This window comes from Sphingobacterium sp. SGL-16, assembly GCF_011043515.1.
GTDB lineage: Bacteria > Bacteroidota > Bacteroidia > Sphingobacteriales > Sphingobacteriaceae > Sphingobacterium > Sphingobacterium litopenaei.
Genome location: NZ_JAAKGQ010000003.1, coordinates 138372 through 164043, shown reverse-complemented (window position 1 = coordinate 164043; position 25672 = coordinate 138372). Strand labels below are relative to the sequence as shown.

General features: G+C 36.6%; 18 protein-coding genes. 5 read left to right on the top strand and 13 right to left on the bottom strand.

Features of this window, described 5'->3' with window-relative positions; all coding sequences use genetic code 11:
* Window positions 1–104 precede the first annotated feature (104 nt).
* The 3 genes from G5B32_RS02425 (at window position 105) to G5B32_RS02415 (ending at window position 2227) form a co-directional block, all read left to right on the top strand.
* Window positions 105–542, top strand: coding sequence for a VOC family protein (locus G5B32_RS02425; protein ID WP_165289957.1), 438 nt, complete (start codon window positions 105–107; stop codon window positions 540–542).
* Between the two features lie 52 nt (window positions 543–594).
* Entirely contained in the window at window positions 595–1152 is a 558-nt protein-coding gene (locus G5B32_RS02420) for a YdeI/OmpD-associated family protein (protein WP_165289956.1), read from the top strand.
* Window positions 1153–1474: 322 nt separating this feature from the next.
* Window positions 1475–2227, top strand: a complete 753-nt coding sequence (locus G5B32_RS02415; RefSeq protein WP_165289955.1) for a hypothetical protein — start codon at window positions 1475–1477, stop codon at window positions 2225–2227.
* A 6-nt stretch (window positions 2228–2233) separates the two neighbouring features.
* On the opposite strand, the gene G5B32_RS02410 is transcribed toward G5B32_RS02415, so the two are convergent.
* The 3 genes from G5B32_RS02410 to G5B32_RS02400 are packed head-to-tail and all read right to left on the bottom strand — an operon-like array spanning window position 2234 to window position 5977.
* On the bottom strand, window positions 2234–3244 hold the full coding sequence (locus G5B32_RS02410; protein ID WP_165289954.1) for a zinc-binding alcohol dehydrogenase family protein: 1011 nt from the start codon (window positions 3242–3244) through the stop codon (window positions 2234–2236).
* Between the two features lie 24 nt (window positions 3245–3268).
* Complete coding sequence (locus tag G5B32_RS02405; protein ID WP_165289953.1) at window positions 3269–4279, bottom strand: SMP-30/gluconolactonase/LRE family protein; 1011 nt, start codon at window positions 4277–4279, stop codon at window positions 3269–3271.
* A gap of 57 nt (window positions 4280–4336) precedes the next feature.
* Entirely contained in the window at window positions 4337–5977 is a 1641-nt protein-coding gene (locus G5B32_RS02400) for an alpha-L-fucosidase (protein WP_165289952.1), read from the bottom strand.
* 271 nt (window positions 5978–6248) lie between these two features.
* Between G5B32_RS02400 and G5B32_RS02395 the strand changes: the two genes are divergently transcribed.
* Both G5B32_RS02395 and G5B32_RS02390 read left to right on the top strand, forming a co-directional pair.
* A complete protein-coding gene (locus G5B32_RS02395; RefSeq protein ID WP_165289951.1) occupies window positions 6249–7109 on the top strand; it encodes an AraC family transcriptional regulator in 861 nt (286 codons plus the stop codon).
* A gap of 42 nt (window positions 7110–7151) precedes the next feature.
* Entirely contained in the window at window positions 7152–7826 is a 675-nt protein-coding gene (locus tag G5B32_RS02390) for an MBL fold metallo-hydrolase (RefSeq protein ID WP_165289950.1), read from the top strand.
* A gap of 91 nt (window positions 7827–7917) precedes the next feature.
* Here the strand turns inward: G5B32_RS02390 and G5B32_RS02385 are convergent, their stop codons facing one another.
* The 10 genes from G5B32_RS02385 to G5B32_RS02340 form a co-directional block, all read right to left on the bottom strand.
* Entirely contained in the window at window positions 7918–9651 is a 1734-nt protein-coding gene (locus G5B32_RS02385; protein ID WP_165289949.1) for a glycoside hydrolase family 43 protein, read from the bottom strand.
* A 21-nt stretch (window positions 9652–9672) separates the two neighbouring features.
* Window positions 9673–11547, bottom strand: coding sequence for a glycoside hydrolase family 97 protein (locus G5B32_RS02380; protein ID WP_317166067.1), 1875 nt, complete (start codon window positions 11545–11547; stop codon window positions 9673–9675).
* Window positions 11548–11616: 69 nt separating this feature from the next.
* Entirely contained in the window at window positions 11617–13176 is a 1560-nt protein-coding gene (locus tag G5B32_RS02375) for a hypothetical protein (protein WP_165289947.1), read from the bottom strand.
* A gap of 6 nt (window positions 13177–13182) precedes the next feature.
* Window positions 13183–15228, bottom strand: coding sequence for an alpha-glucuronidase (locus G5B32_RS02370; protein ID WP_165289946.1), 2046 nt, complete (start codon window positions 15226–15228; stop codon window positions 13183–13185).
* A gap of 105 nt (window positions 15229–15333) precedes the next feature.
* Window positions 15334–16299, bottom strand: a complete 966-nt coding sequence (locus G5B32_RS02365; RefSeq protein WP_165289945.1) for a glycoside hydrolase family 43 protein — start codon at window positions 16297–16299, stop codon at window positions 15334–15336.
* A gap of 26 nt (window positions 16300–16325) precedes the next feature.
* Entirely contained in the window at window positions 16326–17474 is a 1149-nt protein-coding gene (locus G5B32_RS02360; protein WP_165289944.1) for an endo-1,4-beta-xylanase, read from the bottom strand.
* 11 nt (window positions 17475–17485) lie between these two features.
* On the bottom strand, window positions 17486–18898 hold the full coding sequence (locus G5B32_RS02355; protein ID WP_165289943.1) for an MFS transporter: 1413 nt from the start codon (window positions 18896–18898) through the stop codon (window positions 17486–17488).
* Window positions 18899–18921: 23 nt separating this feature from the next.
* A complete protein-coding gene (locus tag G5B32_RS02350) occupies window positions 18922–21303 on the bottom strand; it encodes a glycosyl hydrolase 115 family protein (RefSeq protein WP_240898979.1) in 2382 nt (793 codons plus the stop codon).
* 386 nt (window positions 21304–21689) lie between these two features.
* Complete coding sequence (locus G5B32_RS02345; protein ID WP_165289941.1) at window positions 21690–23786, bottom strand: hypothetical protein; 2097 nt, start codon at window positions 23784–23786, stop codon at window positions 21690–21692.
* Between the two features lie 19 nt (window positions 23787–23805).
* Window positions 23806–25668: a sialate O-acetylesterase gene (locus G5B32_RS02340; protein ID WP_165289940.1), complete on the bottom strand. Its 1863-nt coding sequence runs from the start codon at window positions 25666–25668 to the stop codon at window positions 23806–23808.
* Between the last annotated feature and the right edge of the window lie 4 nt (window positions 25669–25672).

Sequence of the window (25672 nt, the reverse complement as noted above, 5' to 3'; positions counted from 1 at the left end):
AAAAGTGAGGCTTTTTTTGTGATCACTTATATTTATCCACTCATTCGAAACCCACTATTTTTCCTTAAATTTATCGTACTAATTCCGAATTAAAAGCTTTAATTATGGCAAACATCAATCCTCACATTAATTTTAATGGAAATGCTGAAGAAGCTTTTCTATTTTACCAATCTGTCTTTGGAGGCGAATTTGCAAATATCACCCGCTTTAAGGATATGGCTAGTGAAACATTTCCCATAGCTCCACATGAGGAAAACAAAATAATGCATATTGCGCTACCTATTGGTGAGAGCGTTTTAATGGCTAACGATGTACCCGAAATATTGGGAAGAACCAATGAAAGGGAAAATAGAAGTAAAATAGTGGTAAGCGCAGAAAGCAAAGAAGAAGCGGAGAAAATTTATGAGGGTCTATCCGAAGGAGGAGAAATAGAAATGCCTTTGGATGAAAGTCCTTGGGGCTCTTATTTTGCAATGTTTAGAGATAAATATGGCATTGAGTGGATGCTGGATTATGACCCTAGATATAAAGGGAAAGTATAATATCCTTATTTGCATCTCAACATTAAAAGAAATTTTTCAGCACTCCTTACTTATGACGCCCATTTTCTTCGAAAATCAAGAACAATTCAGAGCGTGGCTGGATAAAAACCACCAAAAGCAAACAGAATTATTAGTCGGATTCTATAAGGTGAAAAGTGGAAAACCAAGTATGACATGGTCTGAATCTGTTGATCAAGCCCTGTGTTATGGATGGATCGATGGTATTCGAAAATCCATAGATCAAGAAAGTTATAGCATCAGATTTACCCCTAGAAAGCCTAATAGCATCTGGAGCAATATCAATATAGCAAAAATCGAAAAACTAAAGAAAGCAGGTTTACTCCAACCAGCTGGTTTAAAAATTTTTGAGATAAGGAAGGAAGAAAACTCCCGAATATATTCTCATGAAAAAGAGCTATCCGTATTAACAGAAGAATATGAGAATTTATTCAAACAAGACCACTCGGCTTGGAACTTCTTCAATAACCAACCACCATCCTATCGGAAGGTTATTACGCATTGGATTATGAGCGCAAAACAGGATAAGACCAGACTATCTCGATTAGATAAAACAATCCTTTTTAGTAAAAATCAACAACGAATTAAATAGTTTAATAAAAAAATAATTTTCCCACCCTTTATTACAACTAAGCTGTTTTAAGTTAAAAATTATCCAAGCAAAAATAACATTCTCTACTAGGAGTATGGATAATATTCTACAAAATTATTAAAACCTTAGTTTTCACCTCTATAATTTAATTAAAAGATATTTTCTATCCTTATATTTAACCCGTTAAAAATATTCTACTGTATTAATAATCATTTACATTAGAACCTCGATAACTAATACTTTAAAAACTAATAAAACAAACATAAATTCCATTAGGGATCATATGTGGGTACTTAATAGTATTCAGAATTAATTCAATCATATGAAGAGACGCTTAAATTATTTAATAATCGTATTACTTATAATTCTTCCTTTTATACCTATCTCAGATATAATTGTACCCAAAGGTTATGTATTAGATGATGATATTTTTTGTTTAATTCTGATAATTTCTAGTATTAAAATTATCTGTTCTACATTATTAATCATGTCACATCGTTCCTACAATTCTAATAAAAAAGGATGGTTGCTTTTTATATGTGGATTATGCATGATGCTGCCTCTTTATTTGGAAATTTCTACACACAATCCCAAAGATTATAACTTAGTATTAGTATCTTATCTGAGACAAGGATATATTATTATAGCACTTATATCACTCCTATTCGTATTTGTTAAAACACTTCTCCCCTTCAAAACATTTATTGTAAGATCAATACTAACAGTAGGCTGTCTTTTATTAGCTTATCATATTGGAAATAATCTGATGACCTTAATTCATGCTAAATCCTTTTCCGAAACGAATGGTAGTAGATTGGAAACATTGACCATATCTTTAATCTATTTTATTCCTGTACTAATCGGATTAGCCTATGTTTATAAAGGAAAAATCAAGTCTTGGAAATTTTATGCCGTAACTTTATTATCCCTAATTGGTGTACTATTTTGCTTGCCCAATATAATCTTAGGCATGAACACATTTAATTCGATTTTTATAAATATAGCGATGACCTTTATTCCTTCCTATTGGCTAGGAATTATCTTACTTACCAAATCAGCTAAAAAATTAAAGTAAGTCTATTTATAGTTCTATAACCGCTTTAATTACATTTTCTGAAGGAATATTAAAAATATTAAACCTTTCTATTACCTCCTCGAAAGGAATACGATGGGTTATAAATAATAACGGATTTATTTTTTTATTTTTTATACTCTCCATCACGAAATCAAAATCCAATTTGGTTGCATTGCGGCTGCTCATAAGCGTAGATTCTCTTTTGTGAAATTCTGGATGGCTGAGGCTAAAACTTTCTTTCTGTATACCTACAAGCACATAAGTACCACTGTGAGCTAAATATTCCAGAGATTGTTCAATAGCATTTAGATTACCAGTTGCATCAAAGATTGCTGTGGGCATATCACCGTTTGTAATTTCTTTTAATCGCTCATAAGGATCAACCGTTCCAATATGAATAGTGTGCTTCACTTCTAATTTACCCTTACAAAAAGCCAACCTTTCTTTGTTCACATCCATTACAATGACTTTCGCACCTGCAATTCGACCAAACTCAACTAAACCTAGCCCTATCGGTCCAGCTCCTACTACCAAAATAAAATCATCTTTTTGCAAATTTGCCCGGGCAATAGCATGCGCACTAATTGCAAAAGGCTCTACCAAAGCTAATTCATCCAATTCTAATCCTTGCCCCTTTATAATCAAATCATTAGGCACAGTAATGTACTCCGCCATTCCGCCATCAATATGAACCCCTAATACTTGCATCGAAACGCAACAATTATTTTTTTCCCTTTTGCATGCTACACATTTGCCACAAGACTTATACGGCATAATCGTTACGTATTCGCCTACTTTTAAATTATCAGAAGTAGTTTCAACAATTTCAGCAGCTAGTTCATGCCCTAAGACACGCGGATAATTAAAGTAAGGCTGTGTGCCTTCAAAAGCATGAATATCCGTTCCGCACACTCCTATTCTCTTTATTTGAAGTAGTGAATGTCCATCCTCTAAAGAAGGAATTGATGTTTCGTGGAATTGGAAGTTATGCGGGTTTTCGCAACTAAGCAGTTTCATAAAGATTTAGGGAGTAATAAGCAATTATTTTAAAGGAATTCGAATGACACGTCCTGTATTCGTTAAATACATATATTTTTCATCGTCTGACAAAGCCACATTAGAAACAGGCATCTTGAATTTTATTTTTCCAAGTAATTTGGCTGTAGAATCAAAAATCCAAACACCGCCCTGACCACTGGCAAACACGATATTATTCTTACTAATTTTTAAACCATCAGGTAAACCAGGAGAGCCATCCAATAAGGGTGTGGCATCATAAAAAACTGACGTCCGTACGGTATCTGATTCAGTTTCTATGATATACCAAGCTGCATTTTTTACATCCGAATTACTTACTAGTAATTTATTAGAATAAGGAAATAATGCTATACCATTAGGCCGTGATAATTTATCGGTAAGAAGCGTTAAATTACCATCTTTTTGAAATACAAAAACACCATTGAAGGAAATTTCTTTGGATGGATCAATATCATTTTGAGTGGGTAAACCATAAGGTGGATCGGTGAAGTACAAGTCTCCATCAGGATGGTAAACCGCATCATTGGGACTATTTAATCGTTTATTATCGTACGAATCCACCACAGTTTTGTAAATAGGAATTGGAGTTTTTAGCGAACCTTTCATCCGAGCAATTCGACGATCTCCATGTTGACACAATACTAGGTTTCCCTCTTTATCCAGTAACAAACCATTACTTCCAGGTTCTCGTGTAGAAGGATTAGCATTAGAAGTATAGCCACTCGGGTTTAAGTATAGTTCTTTCCCTTTTTGCTCAGTCCATTTATAGACAGTATTGGAAGGAATTTCAGAAAACAACAACATTTTCTCTGCTTCAACCCACAAAGGACCTTCTGTCCAACGCAAACCTTCGACAAGAACCTCCACCTGAGTATTAACATCTAAAATACTATGAAGAGCTTCATGTAATACTTCCACCTCCAGCTTTTCCTTTTTAGATTGTTGCGAAAAAACTGGAAGTTGAATTAAAATAAACACTAAAACAAGGAATATGTTATTATTTATGTTCTTCATGTTGGTGGTCTATTGGTAAAACATGAAGATAATAAAAAATAATTTCTCTCTTACTCATTATGAAAGCTTTAGCACGTGTGCAATTTCATTCTTCTTAATATCCTGAGGCCATTCTACTTGTAAGTTATCACCTTCTTGTTTAAATGCTAACGACTTTTTATAGCCCAGCAATTCGACTTTTTTAATTTTTAATCCTTTTGAAAAGTTTGTACCCAAAGATTGTATTTTAAGCTGATTCGTGCTGGGTTCCCCCATAATAAAAGCATACAAGGATTTTCCTTTTTGCGTAAAACGGAAATCTTCAGCAGTAAGCGGTTTTCCTCGACCTTCATTGAATCCTTGCGCATGTAATTCAGGAGCATGTGCTATAGCTGGCCCCTCTCCAAATGTATGCCATGGTCGTGATCCGATAATTCCCTCACTATTTACTTGCATCCAATCGGCAATTCCCTCTACAGTTTTGCGTGCTTTATCATCCAAAGAACCATCACCACGTAATGGAACACTTAATAATAAATTACCATTTTTGCTGACTACGTCCACGAGCATATGGATTACAGTTTTTGCAGACTTATAATTTCCTCTATCATATACACGACGGTCATAATGCCAGGATCCTATACAGGTACAAGTTTGCCAAGGTTCGGGTTCTATTCGCTTGCTTTGTCCACGTTCGATATCCCAAACCATACATTTACGCTGCTGCTCGTTTAGAATTTTCCCGGTAATAACAGCCTCCAGTTTACCTTTATTATCTTTTATACTTTTATTGTAGAAGTGCGCTGCAATTTCGAGTCCCACATTACTTACTGGCCATAACGGCAAAGCCGTGTCGTCAAAATAAACCACATCAGGCTTGTAATTATCTATTAACTCTATTGTTCTGTCTTTAAAATTAGCACAGTACTCTGGAGTTGGGACACTTACTCCCGTCTTGACATCCCAGTGCCATTGCTCATGAACCGAGTGGTCATTCAAACTATCTTTGCTCAATTCATGGTTTTGTGCATATAATTCTTGCGGATCGTAACCTTCCCACCAAGTACCCTTACCGTCTTCCTTAGTCAATTTACCATCATAAGAAACTCCTTTGTATGGACCTTCCTTATCTGATCTTTGTGCTGTTTCATACCAAGTCCAAGCATGTGCAGCATGCACACTCACCCCAAAGCGTAACCCTCGCTTGCGAGCTGCTTTTTGCCATCCTCCTACAATATCTTTTTTAGGCCCAAAATTCAGACTATTCCAACGGTGATGAGAACTTTTATATAAATCCAAATTATCATGGTGATTTGCCAATGTCATGAAATACTGTGCTCCGGTGCGCTTATACAAATCCATAAGCTCTTCTGGATTCCATTGTTCAGCCTTCCACTGATTAATGACATCTTTAAAACCGAACTTGGACGGATGTCCATATTTCTCCACGTGATATTTATATTGATCCGATCCTTCCTGATACATTCCCCGCGCATACCAATCCCCACGTTCAGGCTGACATTGTGGTCCCCAGTGTGCCCAAATACCAAACTTAGCGTCACGAAACCATTGAGGTACTTTATAATTTTCTAACGATGACCAAGTAGGATTAAAAGGTGCTTTTCCCCAATTATCATTCGCTAATAAGGGAAAAGATTTACTTAAAAATAAGGTTGGTAGTATTGCTCCTAATGATTTTATTGCGGTTCTTCTATTCATAATTTAATTTCTTCAAATCATTTTTCTCCCATTAATTACAGTATATCGATATGGTCTTGAATTAGAATTAAAAGCAAAACATATATCTTTTTTTGTTACTGTTGGATATTATTGATTTTATAATTGGATATAAGTAAATGTCTCTATTCAAAAGTAAGGTATTAAAGACGTTAAATCGTTTAATACTATCGACTAATAATTGCACTATATCGACTTTCTGAGATATTATATATAAATTAGAGCAAACCATAGAAACTTAATCAGAAAAACAATGTCTCTTAAAGGCGCTATTGATAATTTAGATTTCATCTTGTTAAATATTGGATATGCAGAGCATGTTGCTGACTGGAATTATCAAGGAATTAATAGTCCCTTTGTTCGCATACATTTTGTTGTGAAAGGAAAAGCGGTGATTTTGCACCATAAAGAATCTATCGAACTCAGAGAAAATCATCTGTATCTCACTCCATCCTATACACAGCATAGTTATAGTTGTGATCAGGAATTTCATGTTTTTTATATCCATTTGTATGAAAATTTACAACACTATTCCAGCATTTTCGACCTATATAAATTCCCTATTGAAATAGAAGCAGATCCTTTAATTGCGCAATTAATTCAAAGGTTATATTTTATCAACCCAAATCGAGAATTGACAAAATATGATCCTTCTTCTTACGAAAGTTCAAAAGAACTCATTAAGAATATTTCGCTCAATTACGAAAATCATCCAGCCATCAAACTAGAATCTCAATCCATAATTAATATCTTACTTTCTAGATTTTTGGATCATGCAAAGGTTAAAACAGATATACATGACAACCGAATACATCGCGTAATAACTTATATTCATGAAAGAATAGAGCATTCCATTAGCATTGAAGAGTTAGCCAACTTAGCGAATCTCACAAAAGACCACTTGATTCGTTTATTTAAAAAACAAATGGGCTGTACTCCAGCAAAGTACATCAATCAGAAGAAAATTGAGAAAGCTCAATTACTTATTTTAGTGGAAGATATGAGCCTCAAGAATATAGCTTATAAATTAGGTTTTGATAATATTTCCTATTTTATTAGGTTATTTAAACAACTCACTGGAGAAACGCCAAGTACCTACCGCAAGAAACAGTAATTCACCTTAAAACACTTATATTGTTATTGAAATTAAAACCAAATGAATCAAATCAACCAAGATCTCTTACAAATTTCTGTTCTGCCCAGAAATAGTATCAATTGCTATATAGCGGATGGCATACTATTCGATTCTGGCATACAATGCGGATATAAAAAGATCCGTAAAGCCTTTGATAAAAACCCAATACATACACATGTTTTAACTCACGCGCATGCAGATCATCAAGGCTGTAGCGCACGTATATGTAGTGAATTAAACGTTCCTTTACTTTGCCATAAAGAAGAAGTACAAAAAGCCGAGACTGGTTTCGTCGTAGCGGATTATCCTTCACCTAGCGGAATGATAGCAAAACTTCAACAAAAATACTGGGCAGGAGCTGGTTATCCTGTTACACAAATACTCCAAAATGGGGATGTTATTGGCGATTTTGAAGTAATAGAGACACCTGGTCATACAGCAGGACATTTGTCCTTCTATAGAGAAAGAGATGGTACTTTAATAATTGGAGATGCTCTTTGCAATATGAATTTATTAACTACGGTAGTAGGGTTACAACTTCCGCCTTTCCTTTTCACATCCAATCAAAACCAGAATATTCAATCCCTGCAAAAGCTGAATACTTTGCATCCAAAGATTATTTGTTTTGGTCATGGACCTGTGTTGATGAATAGAAAAAATGAGTTTGAAAAATTTATAGACAGCCTGAAAAGTTAAGAGTAATTCACAAAAAAGTGCGATTCACTTTCATCTTAGGGGACTTAAGAATCAAATGAATCGCGAGCTTAACTATACTAACAATTATGAATTAGAGATTTATATCATTGTTTTTGGTGGCATACAAACCGATTAAAGCACCAGTAAATCCGCCTGCTATATTGGTGGACAAAATGTCGCCAGAAACAGTACCTCCTAGATTTTCGTACTCCTTACCATTCTGCGAAAAATTGAAGGTATAATAATCGCCAGCAGCATTAACATTTAATTTTACAGGAGAATTATTATCAAATTTTTTAGATGCCAAAATTTTTGTTTCGCCTTTCTCTGTTCTAGCGAGCACAATGTAGCTATCGTTACCCGATTTGGTAACTCCGAATACATAATGAAAATTCTCGCTTTGTAATGTTGAAATACCTGCAAGATCTTTATCCGAAGTTGGGGTATAATCCATCTCTACCTCCACAGAAAAACTATTGTGCTGTTGACGATGGAATAGAGCCGAAATTGGTTTCTTCTCTTTTATCGAAACTTCGAAAGGTTTTATTTTTAAACCCTTTTCCGTTAATTCAGAAAATGATTCTCGAGGTCCTCTTAAAGCCACCCAACGATGATCAAAAGCATTATCATTAAACTTTTCAGTGAAAATGAAATTTCCATTCGGAAAATAATCAGAAGTATTCATTTTATTTGTTACACCATTCGGCATAGGAATAGTGGGTTTGAATGCTTCCAAACCTCCTTGAAAAACAGGAAATTCACCTGACCAATCTACTGGCAACATGAAAGTCTCACGTCCTATATTTACTCGGTTCTTTTCGTTAGGTCTGATGGCCAAGAATACAGCATACAACCCTCCGTCAGGCCCTTCGACAATATCAGCATGACCTGCCCATTCTACAGGATTAAGGCGACTTTTGTCCAAATGACGCTGAGTTAATATTGGATTTTTGGCAGCAGGTTTATAAGGACCTCGAGGATTATCACTCACGAAAATAACTTCGCTGTGATCATCTGCTGTGCCTCCCTCTGCACACATAAGATAATATTTATTATTTCTTTTATAAATATGTGGCGCTTCAATCCATATCGGCTTTTTGGAAATATCGACTCCTCCATCCACGATGATTTTGTCTGTTCCTGCTATAATCTGATCTTTTTCCACATCGTAATCCCAAATTTTAATTACGCGATGTCCAGTATATAATTCTTTTCCGGGATCAGGAGCGTCATTATGAACTACGTAAGCTTTACCATTATCATCAAAAAAAAATGACGGATCAATACCTTCGAAATTAAGTTTAATTGGATCAGACCAATTGCCTTCTTTAGGATCTTTCGTTTTTACCACCATATTGCCAATACCTCCAGCAAATTGAGTGGTAATCATGTAGAATGTGTCATTGTTCGGGTTATAACGAATTACAGGTGCATAAATGCCTTCACTAATTCCTGCTGTTTGCACTTTTAATTGCGATTCACGATCCAAAACATGACCTATTTGTTTCCAGTTAACTAAATCATTGGAATGAAAAATAGGTACTCCAGGAAACATTGCGAAAGAAGAATTCACTAAATAATAATCGTCTCCTTTACGAGCAATGCTAGGATCTGGATAGCATCCTTGCAATATTGGACTATAAAATTGCCCTTCTTGAAGTGGATTTTGTTCGTAAATTTTATCTTTTCCGACATAGGTGAAATTACTAAATAAAGGTTCTCCAGGTTCTGTGTTAGAATTTCCGTGTTTAGATTGTTGGCAACCGAAAGCAAATACGGTTGATAGCAAAGGAATATATTTTAACAATCTTCTCAAATTATTCATAGTGACGATTTTTTATATTAATTAATGAATTACAAAACCTCCATTTGGCTGAATAGAAATTTCAAACTGACCATTTTTATCTATTTTAATATCTTGATGTTTAGGGCTATTATTTTGATCATCTGTAATCAGTTTTAGTGTTTTACTTTTTAGCATGGACGCATTCACTTTCAGTTTGATTACTTCTTTTTTAGCATTCACCCCAGCTATATACCACTTCTCTTTATGTCTTCTGGCAAGAATTACATATTGACCGGGATAGCCATCGAGATATAATGTTTCATCCCAAGTAGTCGGTACTTCTTTCATAAAATCTATGAGAAAAGGCTCCGCATCTGTCAAATTATTTGGTGTAAGCGCAAAAGGCTGTATAGGATTTTGAAATAAAATCGCTGTCGCTGCTTGAAAGGCATCCGTCGTAAGTCGCTTATTTCTACTTTTGTTATCCTTAGTCAGAAATTTATTGAAAAAGACTCCTCCAAACTCCATACTACCCACTGCATTGCGAATAAAAGGATGTAAGGTGGCAAAAATCGCTTCATTGTCGCGAGCATATTGTGAGAATATCAACATTTCCGAGGCAAGAACTGCTTCGCTCCCTACATAATTTGGATACAGTCGTTCCCAACCTCTCGGTAAAGTAGCTCCATGGAAAATAATCATCAAACCATGATCATTTGCGTCGGAAAGAATATCTTCATACAGACGCATAGTTTCTTGTTTATCTCCACCGAAGAAATCTACTTTTAGTCCTTTCACGCCGATTTTCTGAAGCCATTTCATTTCTTGCTTCCGCGCGATAGCTGTATGCATACGGTTTCTAGGACCTTGTGGTGCATCATTGAAAGTACCATTTGAATTGTACCATAAGAAGACATCTACCTTTTTAGAATTAGCATATTGAATTAATTTCTCCATTCTATCTCTGCCAATATTTGTATCCCACAAAGCATCAATCAAAATATATGGATAACCCAAAGCAGAAGCCAGATCAATATATTTTACTTGATCATCCCAGTTCATACTCTGATCTTGCCACACAATCCAACTCCAAGTTGACTTACCAAACTTGTAGTTTTGTGATGGGGCATACAAGGGATCCACCACATCAAAAGGAATGGTGGTCTGCACAATAGGATTTAAATTCTTACCTACTGTAATTGTCCGCCAAGGAGTCGATCCTGGTAAAGAAAGTGCTGCTCCAGTACTACCAAAACCGTTGTTTTGTTCTTGTTGTGGATAAGCCACATAAAAGATGCCTTCGGCAGAAATCTCACTTAAATGAGAGGCACAATAAGCACTTGTTACCCCCGTTTCCGAAAGTAAAGCCCAGCCATTTTCTCCGACTTTGAATAAACTTGGGAAAACAAAACCATATTGACTTTTAGCTGCAGAAATGGGCGAATCAATATTATATCCACTTTCGTAACTCACAGCCGTACGTGCAAAACCTGTCATTGGTTTCATCATCGTAGAAATGAAAGCTGTTGTAGTCGATGGAAATTTATAACCTGTGTTCTCTTCGTGAATTACTACACTTCGCGTATCTTTCCAAGTAGGCAGATCATATCGAAATGCAATATCATTATTACTTACTTGAAATGTGACAGCAAAGGATTTTTTATCCGTATTTGAAAAACTAACCGTTAGTGAATTGGCTTTATAATTTACATTTGAAACCTTTATTCGATCTTGTGCATACTGTTTTTCTACTACCGAAGATTTACTTCCTTCAAAGGTAATACCTGAAGAAAAATCGCCTTCATTGGTTTTAAAGCCAAGTGGGGACGTTTCCAAAATGGTCTTTCCTTGAAATATTACGGTATAGAAAGCTTTATTTGCATCCACGTGTACATCCACCCGCAATTGTTTATCAGGGCTTTCTATAATGGCCACTTGGGCTTTTACAAAAGCATAATTACATAGGATTAAAAGTGTAAATAGAAATCGAAGATTATACATAATTTATTTCTTAATTTTTACGGAGAGAATGGATTTAGGATTAATTGTCAACGATACAGCTTGATTATTTTTTATCGCGCTGACCGTTACAGCTTCCATATTTTTGGTAGAATTAGTTTCCACAGCACTCACACTATTAAACGCTTGTGGAAAATCAAATTGAACAGATGGTATGATAGCGTCACCTTGATTTTGAATAATCAAAGTATAATCGTTAACGCTTTCATAAGCTGTCAAAAGAATATTGTTATTATTTGGAACTTTATCTACAGCTATTCTCTTACGCTCTGAAGCATATTGTGCATAATGCGACAGTACATAGCCACGTTTCAACACTTCACTTTTTGTTGTGCCATATTCGCCATCTCCAAGCATACTGTAATGTCTTTTCAAATACCACCAGATGTAGGCATTAAAATTAGCTTCCATACAATCGTGCAATTCTTTAGCAAAAATCAAGGCATCATTCCAGCTCCAATCATTCGCAGAATTGTTATTCAACAAATGCTCTGTCATCCAGATTTCCTTATTGTACTGTCTTGCCAAAGGATAATCGCCAATTCCCCCACCATAAAGATGTGTTCCAACAATATCCAAATGTTCACGCGCTATAGGATCGTTTAATACAGGATCCGTAAATTCCTTTTTGAAATTCACCGCTTCCGCAGCTATTACTTTGACTTTGATATCTTTTCCATGATTTTTTATAAAATCCAAAATTTGCTGACCTGTCCATACACATGCATCATATTCTGGATCCCAATCTGGTTCATTCTGTATAGAAACAGCTTCTATGGTCACACCATTAGCAGCCATATAATCAACGAAAGCATTCAAATGTTTGGCATAATCCGCATAATATTCAGGCAATAAATAACCGCCATTTCCACCTCCCTGCTGTTTACTGCTCTTCATATGAGCTGGTGGCGACCAAGGAGAACCAAATATTCTTGCCCCCAAAGATTGTGCTTTTTGTGCAACAGCTAAATCTCTACTCCAATCATTGGAGTTTGGATAAATCATCATACGCAGCATTTTGTATCCAAGACCATTGGCCCCGTACAATCTTTCTATCTCTGCGTTAGTTAATTGGTTTCCTCCTTGCCATAAAGCTGGATTAAGCATTCCACCGAAACCTGTTATCTGTTGATAAGTTGTAGACGACTTTACTTCAAGCACATTCGGGGGTTTAGGCGATTGTTTTACTGTAATCTGCGTAGTTTCACTTGTTAAGACATTTTTAAGCTGAATAGTCTGCACACGCTCCGAATTGGTATTGTTTTCAGAAAAATTGAATTGAACACGAGTTTGATTACTATGCGTAAAACTCCCCCCTTTTAAGAAATTAAATCCTGAAAGAAAACCATCTGTTGGCGTACTAATTTCCCATTCTGTATTGCTCCAAATGATAGTCAATGCTGCTATTCCTGCTTGGGAATCTAACAAAAGTTCTTCTTCTTTGAATCTCAAATCTACATTTTGAGTTTCATCGGAAGATTTTGCACAACCTAGCAATAGTGCACAGGCAAAAAAGATATTAAGAATAAAACTAAGTCTTTTCATGGTTGATTAGTTATGATGTTTTAGAGGAAGTTTTATTTTCTTTAACTCTTCCAGCTCATGAATAGGCCTTTCAATATAATAAGGAATCGGCTTTCTCGAAAACGTCTGAAAATAGAGTAAACAGGCATCTTTCCACCAAACAGCATCTTTAATTTGTATTTTAAGTTTGCTTTGTATTTCTTTAAATCTTTGGGCGTCCACATAGGACTCCATCTTGTCCCAAAGACGCTGATACGCTCGCACATCTTGCACGCCGCGATCATAATGTGTGCATATCTCTTCCCATAAAGTAAGTCCGCTTTTCATTTTATGATCCCAAGAAACATGGTGAAACCATAATATGAGGTTTTCGGGACAGGTTTGAATATCATTGAATAAGGATCGCAAAGGCTCATTATATTGCACTACAGCATTACTACCTGAGGTAGTTCGATTAAAACCTAACCCCTTCTCATTAGCATTATGATAATACCAAGGCATCCAATCTGCTCTTCCCCCAGGCATATTGCCCCAAGGTTCGGGACCGTAATGATGATCGAAAGCAAAAATGTGATGTAAACCTAATGGCATCATATAATTCACTACAGTCTCACGAGAAGTCAACATCATATCAGTGACATCTTTTACAAAAGTTTCATCTTTTGTAAAAGTGAGCTTCAGCCATTCTTTGGCAATATCTTCTGAACTCAGTTGATGATTCCAGGCTAATTTTCCAAACGCAAACCAATTGGCTTGCGCAAAATGATGTCCTGTCCAATTCACATCTTCTCCAATATTTGCAACTCCAGCAATAGCTGATTTCGAAATCTTACGAACAGTACCATCTGTAATTTTAGCAATAGTAGTTCCCGCACCATCTGCATACGTATCACTATCCAATGTTTCTTTGAATAATGGTGCTAAGTATACCAAGTGATTGGAGAACCCTAAATATTCTTGCGTAATCTGAAATTCAACCATCTGCGCTGTATTTCGCATTGCTCCAAATAAAGGTGTGAACGGCTCTCTTGGTTGAAAATCAATTGGACCATTTTTTATTTGAATAATTACATTATCTCGAAACTGTCCGTCCAAAGGAACAAACTCCTGATAAGCCTGTTTTGCACGATCTTCTTTCGTTGGATTATACACAAAAGCACGCCACATAATCATTCCGCCGTAAGGCTTAATCGCATCTGCTAACATATTCGCTCCGTCCGCATGTGTACGTCCATAATCTTGAGGTCCGGGCTGACCTTCTGAATTGGCTTTCACTAAGAACCCGCCAAAATCGGGAATCAGCTGATAAATTTCTTTCACTTTATTCTTCCACCACAACTGAACGTCTTTGTTCAACGGATCTGAATTTTCCAATCCTCCAATGACTTTAGGAGAAGAAAAATTCACAGACAAATACACTTTGATGCCATATTTTCTAAATATATCGGCTAGGGCTTTGACTTTGGTTAAATATTCGGGCGTCAATATCTGAGGTGACGCGTTTACATTATTTAAGACCGTCGCATTAATACCAATTGATGCATTGGCACGTGCATATTCTTCATAGCGAGGACTCAAAACTTGTGGTAATTCAGCCCATTTCCATAAAGAATATCCTGCGTAACCACGTTCCACTGTACGATCGAGATTGTCCCAGTGATTTAGAATACGAATATCATAAGATGGGATTTCTTCTACATTATAATGGGTTATTTCAGCACCCTCATTTTGCTTTTGCAATATATGATACGCTGCATATAAAAGACCTGCAGGCTTATTAGCAACGATTTGCAGTTTACTTCCTGATGAAGTGATTTTAAAGCCGTCTTTCAGTTTCGTTAATTTTCGGTCTATCAATAGTTCTACATTATTTCCTTTCCAATAATCTTCCAATTCTTGTTTGGCCAGTAAAACTGTAGGATCAACGGATTTTGTTTTAATAGTTCTTTTAGCTGAAATTTCTGCTGAAACTTTTTCAAAACGTAGCCACAATTGACTTCCATCTTCCGCAAAAGTTTGGGTACAGATTAGAATAAAAAGAATATATACAATATGAGCTCTGCGCAACGACATAAAAAAGGTAGATTAGATTGGTTAATTTTCTAACAGAAAGAAAATGCAAATAATAAATAGTAGAAAAAGTAAGCAGGCTTACTTCTTCTACTCAATTTTGAATCACTATTGACCCTCGATGGTAATAATTTTCCCTTCGTTATCGTATTGCAGTTCGATAACTTTCATGCTTCTTAGCCAGGTTTTACCACCCGAAGGCACCGAATCATGATGGAATAAATACCATTTATCTTTGAATTGAAGAATACTATGGTGTGTTGTCCATCCCACAACAGGTGTTAGTATAACGCCTTGGTAGGTAAAGGGACCGTATGGATTGTCGCCAATCGCATAGCACAACAAATGAGTATCTCCCGTTGAATAAGAAAAATAATACTTACCATTGTATTTATGCATCCACGAAGCTTCGAAAAAACGTCTTTCGGTATCGCCTTGTTTCAATGGATTGCCTTCTTCGTCAAGAATCAGTACATCTTTTGGTTCTTCAGCAAATTCTAACATATTATCTGTTAGTCTTGCAACTTTTGCTGTCAATGAATCTTCATCAAAGTGTGGTAATACCGAACCATCAATCAGCTTATTATTGCGGTAATATTGCAACTGCCCCCCCCAAATTCCTCCAAAATAAAGATAATAAGAACCATCATCATCTTGAAAAGCACATGGATCAATACTGTAGCTTCCTTTAATTGGATTCTCTTGTGGAATGAAAGGTCCTTCTGGTTTGTCACTAACCGCAACTCCAAGACGAAAGATATCCGTCTTGTCTTTCATAGAAAAATACATATAGTATTTTCCATCCTTTTGTGCTACATCCGAATCCCACAATTGTCTACCCGACCAAGCTATATCCTCTACACCTAATACTTTACCATGATCCACCACTTCAGATTCAATATCTTCCATCGAAAAGACATGGTAGTCTTTCATATTAAAATGATCGCCATTATCATTTTCAGGTACACCGCTCTCCCAATCGTGCGACGGATATATATAAATCTTACCATTGAAGACGTGAGCTGATGGATCAGCCATATAGTCATTTGGAAATAAATATCTTCCCTTGCTCATTTATCTACGTTTCTACTATTTATCAATTATTTTTTTCTACCCAACTCAATTAAATCCTGTACAAAAGGTTTTACTTTATACTCGCGATCAAATAATAGCGGATAATCTGTTCTTCCTGGCACAGGGAAACCATTTTTCCATGAATCTCCATCGCCAACACCCCAAAGTGTCACCCGGTCGATTTTATCTTGATGTTTTAGATAGAGTGAAAAGAACTCTTTATAGCGCGCTCCCAATTCTTTCATTTTTTCATCCGGCAAACCATCCACATATGGATTTAATTCTTTTCTGTATGCAACACGATCACTAATTTCCGCCCCCATATTTGGACGACCATTTGGAAGTACAGAAATTTCCATTTCAGTAACCATTACTTTTACTCCTAAACTAGAGAATCTTAGGATAGAATTTTCTGTCTCCTCAATAGAAGGGTGATCTAAGCCATTGTGCTCTTGCATACCGATTCCATGTACTTTGACACCACTATCTATCACTTGCTTCACCATTTTATATATACCCTCACGCTTCGCTGGAATAGCAGTAGAATAATCGTTATAATACAATTCTGTATTAGGATCGGCTTCATGTGCGAATTGGAAAGCCAACTTAATGAAATCCTCACCTACAATCTGATAGAATTTACTTTTACGCCATTCACCATTATCCAAAATCGCTTCATTCACCACATCCCAGCCTCGGATTCTTCCTTTGTATCTTCCTACTACTGTATGGATATGTTTACGCATACGTTCAATTAACACTTCACGGCTCACGTCATTGCCATTAGCATCTTTAAAAAACCATGTAGGCGCTTGTGAATGCCAAATCAAAGTGTGACCTATGATATGCATGCCATGCTTCTCTCCATACTCCACGAATTTATCGGCATCTGTGAAGTTAAATTCTCCCTCTCGCGGTTGGAGATTTTCACTTTTCATACAATTTTCTGCTACAATAGAATTGAAATGCGTTTCGATTACTTCTTTCGCTTTTTCATTCCGCTCCCAAATCTGATTAAGATTTAGAGCCGTTCCTATATAAAATTTGCCGTTATAAGCATCTTTCAATGTATTGCTGTAAGCCTTTGTATTGGAGACAGTTTGCGACTTCGTTGATGAACATGCAACACAAACTGATGTTACACCCACCAAAAGGATTGTCTTAATTATATTCATGTAGTATGTATTTATTTAGAGTTTCTAGTTTCAATTTCATAGTTTATTTTATCGATAACATCATCTTCTAATTCATATTTGGAGATAATGAACATAGCTACAAACAGAAGTATTGCGGGTATCACCACCACTAACCACAATATACCTTGTTGTGCTTTAGCAGATTGTGCAAGGACATTATCCTTATCAAATTCTACATAGGCCAAAACTAATCCTGGCACTACCCCACCTAAAGCCATCCCAGCTTTGTAAAAGATTCCTGTCAATGCGTTTACAATTCCAGATATACGTTTTCCTGTAGTGTATTCCCCAAAAGATATTACTTCGGGCACCAATGCCCACATATAACCTGTTGCCACAATAATACCTGTTGATTTTATAAATTGTGCTACAAAAACCAACCAAATTTGAGATTTAAGTGTGGGTACGACTGAGATAATATAAAGCATCACCATGCCTATTATAGCTACAGTCAAAAAGACATAAAACATCTGCTTTTTGCCAATAGCTCTTTTGATAGCAGGCACCAAAGGCATAAAAATAAAAGCTGGTATTGAGCCCAAAGCCATAAAATAAGGGAGCATTTCTGGAGACTGAATATTATAAATCATATAGTATGATCCTGCGGAATTCCCAATTGCCATCATCGCAAAAGCTGTAATAAAGAAGAACGCTAAAATGCGCAAAGGACCATTATGCTTAAATTCTAGCCATAGATCAGAAACCTTCACATTTTCTGTTTCTTTCTCATCCATAATGACCCGCTCTTTGGTCTGTGTATAACAGAAAATCAACAATACTAGACCGACAAGCGCGTATATTGTCATCGTGATGAACCAAGCTTCTCCTGAGGCACTAGAATTTATTTTTCCATCAGGTGAAAAATATTGGACTATAATTGGCACTCCATAACCCACGGCTAATCCGCCCAAATTTGCCATAAACATACGCGTAGATGTAAGCTTGGTGATTTCGTCCGTATCGCGAGTTAATGATGCGTTCAAAGCCCCATATGGCACATTTATCAGGGTATAAAGCATCGATAAACCTACATACGTAATATATGCATAGGTCAATGATCCTGAAAAACCATTCCAGAAACAAAGTATAGCAAAACCTGTCAGCGGAATACCTCCTAAAATTAAATATGACCTGTACTTTCCTAACTTCGGATTACCTTTGTCGACCAATGCCCCCACAATTGGATCCCAAATCACATCAATAATGCGTACTACCAAAAACATAACGCCAGCTGCTGCAGCTGATATACCAAAAACATTGGTATAAAATATCAGCAAATACATCGACACGGTTTGATAGATTAAATTTTGAGCCAAATCCCCAGAACCAAAACCTATTCGTTGGACTTGAGAAAGCTTATAAAAGCCTTTGGATTCACTCTTTGTTTGTGCATCTAGATTCATATCTCGATTTTATAATTGATTAGTTATAGTTTCATTTTACTTTGAGGCGGACCCAAATATGACCTTTTCAGCCCTCCAGTATCCAAGATTAGTTTTTGAATCACAATGCCATGTTCCAAGGGACGAATACGAATAGTGTATTCTCCTGCTGATTCAAACTTATGCGTAGTGAAATTTTCAATAATGCGCTGCGCTTGCCATCTTCCCAACTCCCCTTTGTAATGGCCATTAATATTGTGAATAATCTCAGGCTGTCCATTTATGGATATTGCATATCGCAATCCTTTATTGGCATTATAATTCAATGTAGGTGAAGTCAACACATTTAATTTATGCTCTCCAGGAGTAGAAATTTGGACTTTATATTCTACATATACATTATTATTTAATGACGCTGTTACTGGAAATGTTGTGATAGCAGACTCTGTCTTTCCTAAATTTGGAATCTCTTCCCAATAGACTTCTCCCGAATTATTTGCTTTAAAATAATTTTTAGCTTCAATAGAGACATATCCATTCTCTTCAACGAAAACCTTCGAAGCATTAGAAGATGGAGTCACATAAGTAACCGCTGGCATAATACTTTTTGGAGGATCATTCCATATTCTATAGCCTATACGAACTTGATCCATCATATGCTTCCATTTTCCATTCGAAAGTTTATGATAATGCTCGGTCAACAAAGAATCTCGCTCAAAGCTAGCTTTCACTTTATCTGCCCAATAATTAGCTTCTACATCATTATTCTTGACCAATTCATCATGCTTTGCTTTCGCATAATACAGGTCATACAAATTGGACATGCCGTTAATAGGGAATAATACCAACTGATCAAAGGCATCTTTGTATGCTGTCGGAATCTCACTGTAAAGCCTGTACGCATCAACCAATAATTGTTTATATTCGGCTACTACCCTTTCAAATTCGTTGTAATTTTGCAAACTATAGGTACGATGATCTAATAATTCAGGTGTCACGCGGTGATTAAATTTCGTATACTGATCGATTAGTCGCGCTGCCTCTTTTGCATATTTTTCTCCAAATTGCTGTGCACACCAAGATTCGGTATGATTTAACAAATTAGAAGGTTTAAATTGTTTTGGATTCCACGCCATATCTAAGAAAAAAGATATAGGATATTCCATCGGTTTTAAATCACCAACATTTACCACCCAAATTCTATCGACACCGTGCTCGTATGTTAAATTCATTTGCTCCCATACCCTTGAAATCTGCGAAACGTTAATCCACTTGGAGTTACGAGGAGCACCCACATAATCAAAGTGATAATACATGCCATAGCCGCCTTTACGAGGCTTCGCGTTGAGGTCAGGAAGTTTACGTACATTTCCCCAGTTGTCATCACAAAACAATAAAGTCACATCATCTGGTACGCGCATTCCTTTGTCATAATAGTCTTGCACCTCTTTATATAGTGCCCACACTTGTTGCGTCTCACTCGCTTTCTTTTTCGTCACATTCTCAATAATCTGACGTTGGTCCTTCACTATTTTTTCCAAAAGGCTCACATTCTGTTCTTCACTCATAGGTTCATCGCCATCACCACGCATTGCAATGGTAAAGACAGTTTCCCAATCTTTAGCGCGCTCAACACCACCACGCCAAAATTCTTTTAGTCCTTGCTCATTCGCACTATAATCCCACGCACCACCATTTCCATGTCTTTTCCACTCCTGTTGAGCACGAGCCAATGGTTCATGGTGGGAAGTACTCATCACAATTCCCATTTCATCAGCCAGCGCACCATTTGATTTATCGTCATCATAAAAAGCATTACCCCACATAGCTGGCCACAGGAAATTTCCTTTTAGACGAAGAATCAATTCAAATACTTTCTCATAGAATTTGCTATTATATCCTCCAAATGTGCGATTTGCCCAGCGAGTCAATGCTGGATACTCATCATTCAAGAATATACCACGGTATTTTACAGCTGGCTCACCCGCTGTATAAGTTCCTGGCTTAAAATAAAGGTTGTTTTGCTTCAATACTGGAACGTCAGCCCAATAATACCATGGCGAAACACCAATCTGCTTAGACAATTCATAAATACCATAAATAGTTCCGCGCTTATCACTACCTGCGATGACCAAGGCAGAATCAACACCCGGCATCGGATTTACAACCAACTGCACAATAAACTTTTCATTTTTGCCCTGTAAATCTTTAGCGTTTATTTTTTTTGATTTTATTAATTGATCGATATAAGTTGAATGACCTATTGTACCTATTAGTATAGATTTCTTAGCTACATTATTTGAAGGTCTCTTGGAAGTAACCTGTATAAAATCTTCTTCCAAATTGTGGATGGCTCTCACTACGCCTTTCCAATCCTGCGCATCATAAAGAATAGGAATTGGATTTCCAGATTCAACTAAACTCATATAGCCTTCCTGCTGATTTGTATACACAAATTGACTAGTAGAAATTTCTTGCGCATGTATCTTCCCACAAAAAAGTAGCAATAAAAATATAAGTGTATATTTCAGACGAATCACGGTAGAAATAAAATTTGGTTTACAATCCAGTTTATAATTAGTTATGGCAAATCTGCCTTTGTTTATATTGTAAAAGTAGTAGTCCATTCAATTAGCATATGATACATATGTATTATTAAAGAATAAAAATGTTTAAAAAGCCGATTTATCACTATAAATCGAGAATTTCCGCAACGAAAAGACTTTCCGAGAAGAACATCTTAATAAAAAGAGAGGGCATTATTTGCAGTGCAAATAATACCCTCGGATTCACGATTTTATATATTACCTAATTATTGAGCGAAACTTACCTGGTAAGTTTTAACCACTCCATTGTAATCAAATTTTACGACTGCAGGCTCCTGTAAAGATTTGGCTTGAGTGATAGAAACCTTTACATTTTTGTTATCCGAACTCGCAGTAACGTTTGGTAAATCAGTTAATTTTTCAGCATATTTTGCTTCATACAAATCATATCCTACTATACCATTCATATCCGTCGAACGCACGGGTGTTTTAGGAATTTCTATAGCTTTACCATTTACCATAATATTTACTTGAGGAACTAATGGTCTTACTAAAGGTTTGTTTTTAGCACTAAAGCCCAATCCACTCAATTCGTACAATAATTCTCCTTCGCTTCCTTCAGTAACCAAGAAAATGGCGTGTTTCTTATTCAAATGATCAACAAACTTGGATACATCTATAGTGAATTTTTGTTCTGTTGAATTCGCGTTCGCTGGAACTACAATTTCTCCAATTTTTGTCCCCTTCCATGTGGCATTTGTCCAAGGGCCATCCAACCAAACCTGTACTTTAAATGATTTTTTTGATTTTGGAATTAAGAATAAATTGAATGCTGTCTTATTGCCTTTCTGCGTGCCTTTAAAAGCTTTCAATCCATATTGGTCTTTTGCTAAACCGCCAAATCCAAAATATTTATAACCCAGAATAAGACCATTTTTAGCATGTACTGGCATATGATTGTCCCAAATATCCCAAGAATCCTGTTGTGCGCCTACGTCAGACAAATAACTAGCATATCCTGCAGAATAATACTGATAGGGGTCTAATCCATAAAAATGAAAACCTTCGGAAGTCACTTCAGCACCTTTATATTCATTGCCTTTGCTATCTTTTGCTGTCCAAATGCTATTCTCACCATAAGGATCAAAAGCGCGAATACGAACAGAACCTCCGTCGGCTACTGATTTTTCATCCCATTCAATTTTTACTGGCGCTACGACTGCTTGCCGTGCAAAACCAAAATTACGCGGTGGTCTATGGTAAAACACGTACCATTGCCCGTTTATTAACTCTAAACTTCCATGTGTATTGTGTCCACCATTTGTGCCAATCAAAGCTGATCCATCCTCATTCAACACAGGCCCTCTTGAATCCACCAACACGCCCCCACTTTTCCATGGTCCTAGAGGAGAATCTCCTACCAAATAACGTAATGTAGAATTTGAACTTCCCATCCCATACTCTGGCCCCGAATAACCACTGTATACCGAAACAAACTTATTACCTACTTTACGAATAGACGAAGCTTCGAAAAAGTTAAACGAACCTAAATCTTCTCCCGGTAAAATATGCGGATATACTGTTCCTTCCGGATCACGCAAGACACCATAACGCGCACTCGCTGGAATAAATCTATCGATTACTTTTGTGCCAGGACGAACAGAATACATCGTATTTTGGTCTAATTCTGCTGCTAAAGATCGTTGAAAACCCCAATACGCATATGCTCTGAAACCAATTTCATAATCTGGATCTTTTGGATCATCAATTTGTTCCACATACACAGCAGGATCAAAACCCAAGATAGACCCTGGAATAGTACGCTTGCCGTCTTCTGTTAAGTTGATCGGTTTAAACGGACCATCAGGACGATGGCTTTTAGCTACCATGGCTTCTCGATTGGGTCCACGACTATGTGGATACAAATAATATTCTTTGACGCCATTTCTACGTTTTACCTCTACTAAGTCTGGAGCATACATGACATCCCATTTACCATCAGATTGATACGTAAAAATGGGACCTTCGTCACGCCAACTAGACAAATCTTCCACTGGTGCAGACCACATTCTGATATCAGGTCCACAATAACTCGTAAGACGCAGATCATGAGATCCTATGATATAAGCACGATATTTACCTGGCTTATCTGGATCTTCAAAAACACGTGGCTCGCCATCTGGCAAATGTTCCCATAAAGGCAGGTATGGATTTCCTGCTGCCTTATGTACGAACTTTATCGCGGCATTGCTGGGTTGTAGTTGCGTACTCGGCACTTGAGCATAGCTGGAAGACAATAATGCGAATGTCGTTCCTATAACAAGGGCCATTTTCTTCTCAAATTTAAAGTTATGTCTTTTCATAGTTAATAATATAGGGTAGTTACCAATCATCCGTTCGAAATGGGGAAGCCAATAAACCTTCTTGATTTATTAAATTCGCGTCTTCTGGATTATCTGACCAAGCATAGCGAACGGCTTTAGGTTGTTTAATGTCTGGATGACTCACTACAATTCGGTCTCCCTTAATTACAGCGTTCGCCCAAACAAATTTTTTATCTTCTCCGGCTATTGCAAAATGTTTCAATAGCTCATTATTTTTCACTTTCAATTTACTTCCGTTCTCTTCGAAGGAAATTTCAATTTTATCATTGATAATTTTAAAACTGTCATAAACTGGTCCTGAGGAAATTAATTTTTCTTTATATACTACAGAACGAGCGCCTAACATTAGTCTTTTTGCAATATCTTTTTTATTTAATGGATGGATATCATTCCATTCTCCTGTATCATAGGTAGTTGCCAAGAAAGTATTTGGAACTTTTTTTGAAATTTTAAACTGGGCATCCCGAATTCTAGCCCAACCTGAATCCGTTGGTTGTTCCCGTTTTTGCATAAAATTAGGAAGCTGAACAAAAAGAAAAGGTAATTGCTGATTATTCAAAAGCTCTCTCCAATCTGAAACCAAAAGTTCTAACAATCGCTCATAAGGTTGTGGATTACCCGCATTCGTCTCCCCTTGATACCAAATCACACCTTTCAAAGCATAATCGCGTAACGGATAGATCATACCATTAAACAAACCAGAACCAGCGGATCTGCTATTGGATATTTTGGATCGAAATTGCGAAATCTTGTTTAAATCTATTCCGATTTTGTATTTCCATTCTCCTGTTAAGTATACAGTAAAATCATCCACTTGCAATTTATACTCCTTATCTGCAACAAACTCACCATTGCCATTATTGGCACGTAACCGCACTACTATTGTATTCTCTCCTGATTGTAATACACCACTTGGAATATTATACTTTCGCGGTGGATATTGATAAGAAGTACTACCTATAAATTTTCCATTTATAAATACGGAATCACTATCTGTTAAATTGCCCAAATACAATTTACCTTGTCTTCCTTCTTTTTGAGATGGAATATCAATTGTTTTTCGATAATATACTACGCCTCTATTCTTGATGCCTTGCTCTCGCCATGTAGCAGGAATAAATGTTGTATTCCAATCCTTGTCATCAAAATCATGTCGTGTCCAATAGGGCATTCCTTGATCTTTATCATAATATTTAAGACTATCCAAAGCTTCAAAATCGACAACCGAAGCAGGAAATTCTTTCAAATTACCCTGACTAATCCAGCTTTCAATAGCAGATCCCCCTAGACTCGAAACCAACATTCCTTGTGGGATTTTAGTATGATTATATGCTTCTTGTGCGTAAAAGAAGGCTAAAGCAGTCCAATTCATAACTTCTGAAGCAACTCCTGAAAACCATTTTCCACCGTTGAGAATATTTTCCTGTAAAGCAAGCGCAGTATTTTGCGTCGGCACTTTGAAATATCTAATCATATGGTTATTTGAGACATTTACTTCAGGAAATCTTTCCACTAATCTTTCGATCGGAGTTTCCATATTAGACTGTCCCGAACACAACCACACATCTCCAAATAAAATATCACGAATCACTATTTCGTTTATCTCTAGGATATGGGGGCCACCCGCAGGTTGGGCCGGTAATTCTACAACCCATTTTCCTGCATCGGAAGCTGCTGTATAATAATATTTGCCAGCAAATCGTACCGTCACTTTTTCTTGTGGATCAGCCCAACCCCAAATTTTTAATTTTGTATCGCGTTGCAAAACCATTTTATCACTGATCATGGACGGTAGCCGAACTTCTGCCTGAACAGGTAAAGCCAAGATTAATAGAAGTACTATTTGCAATAAATATTTCATGACA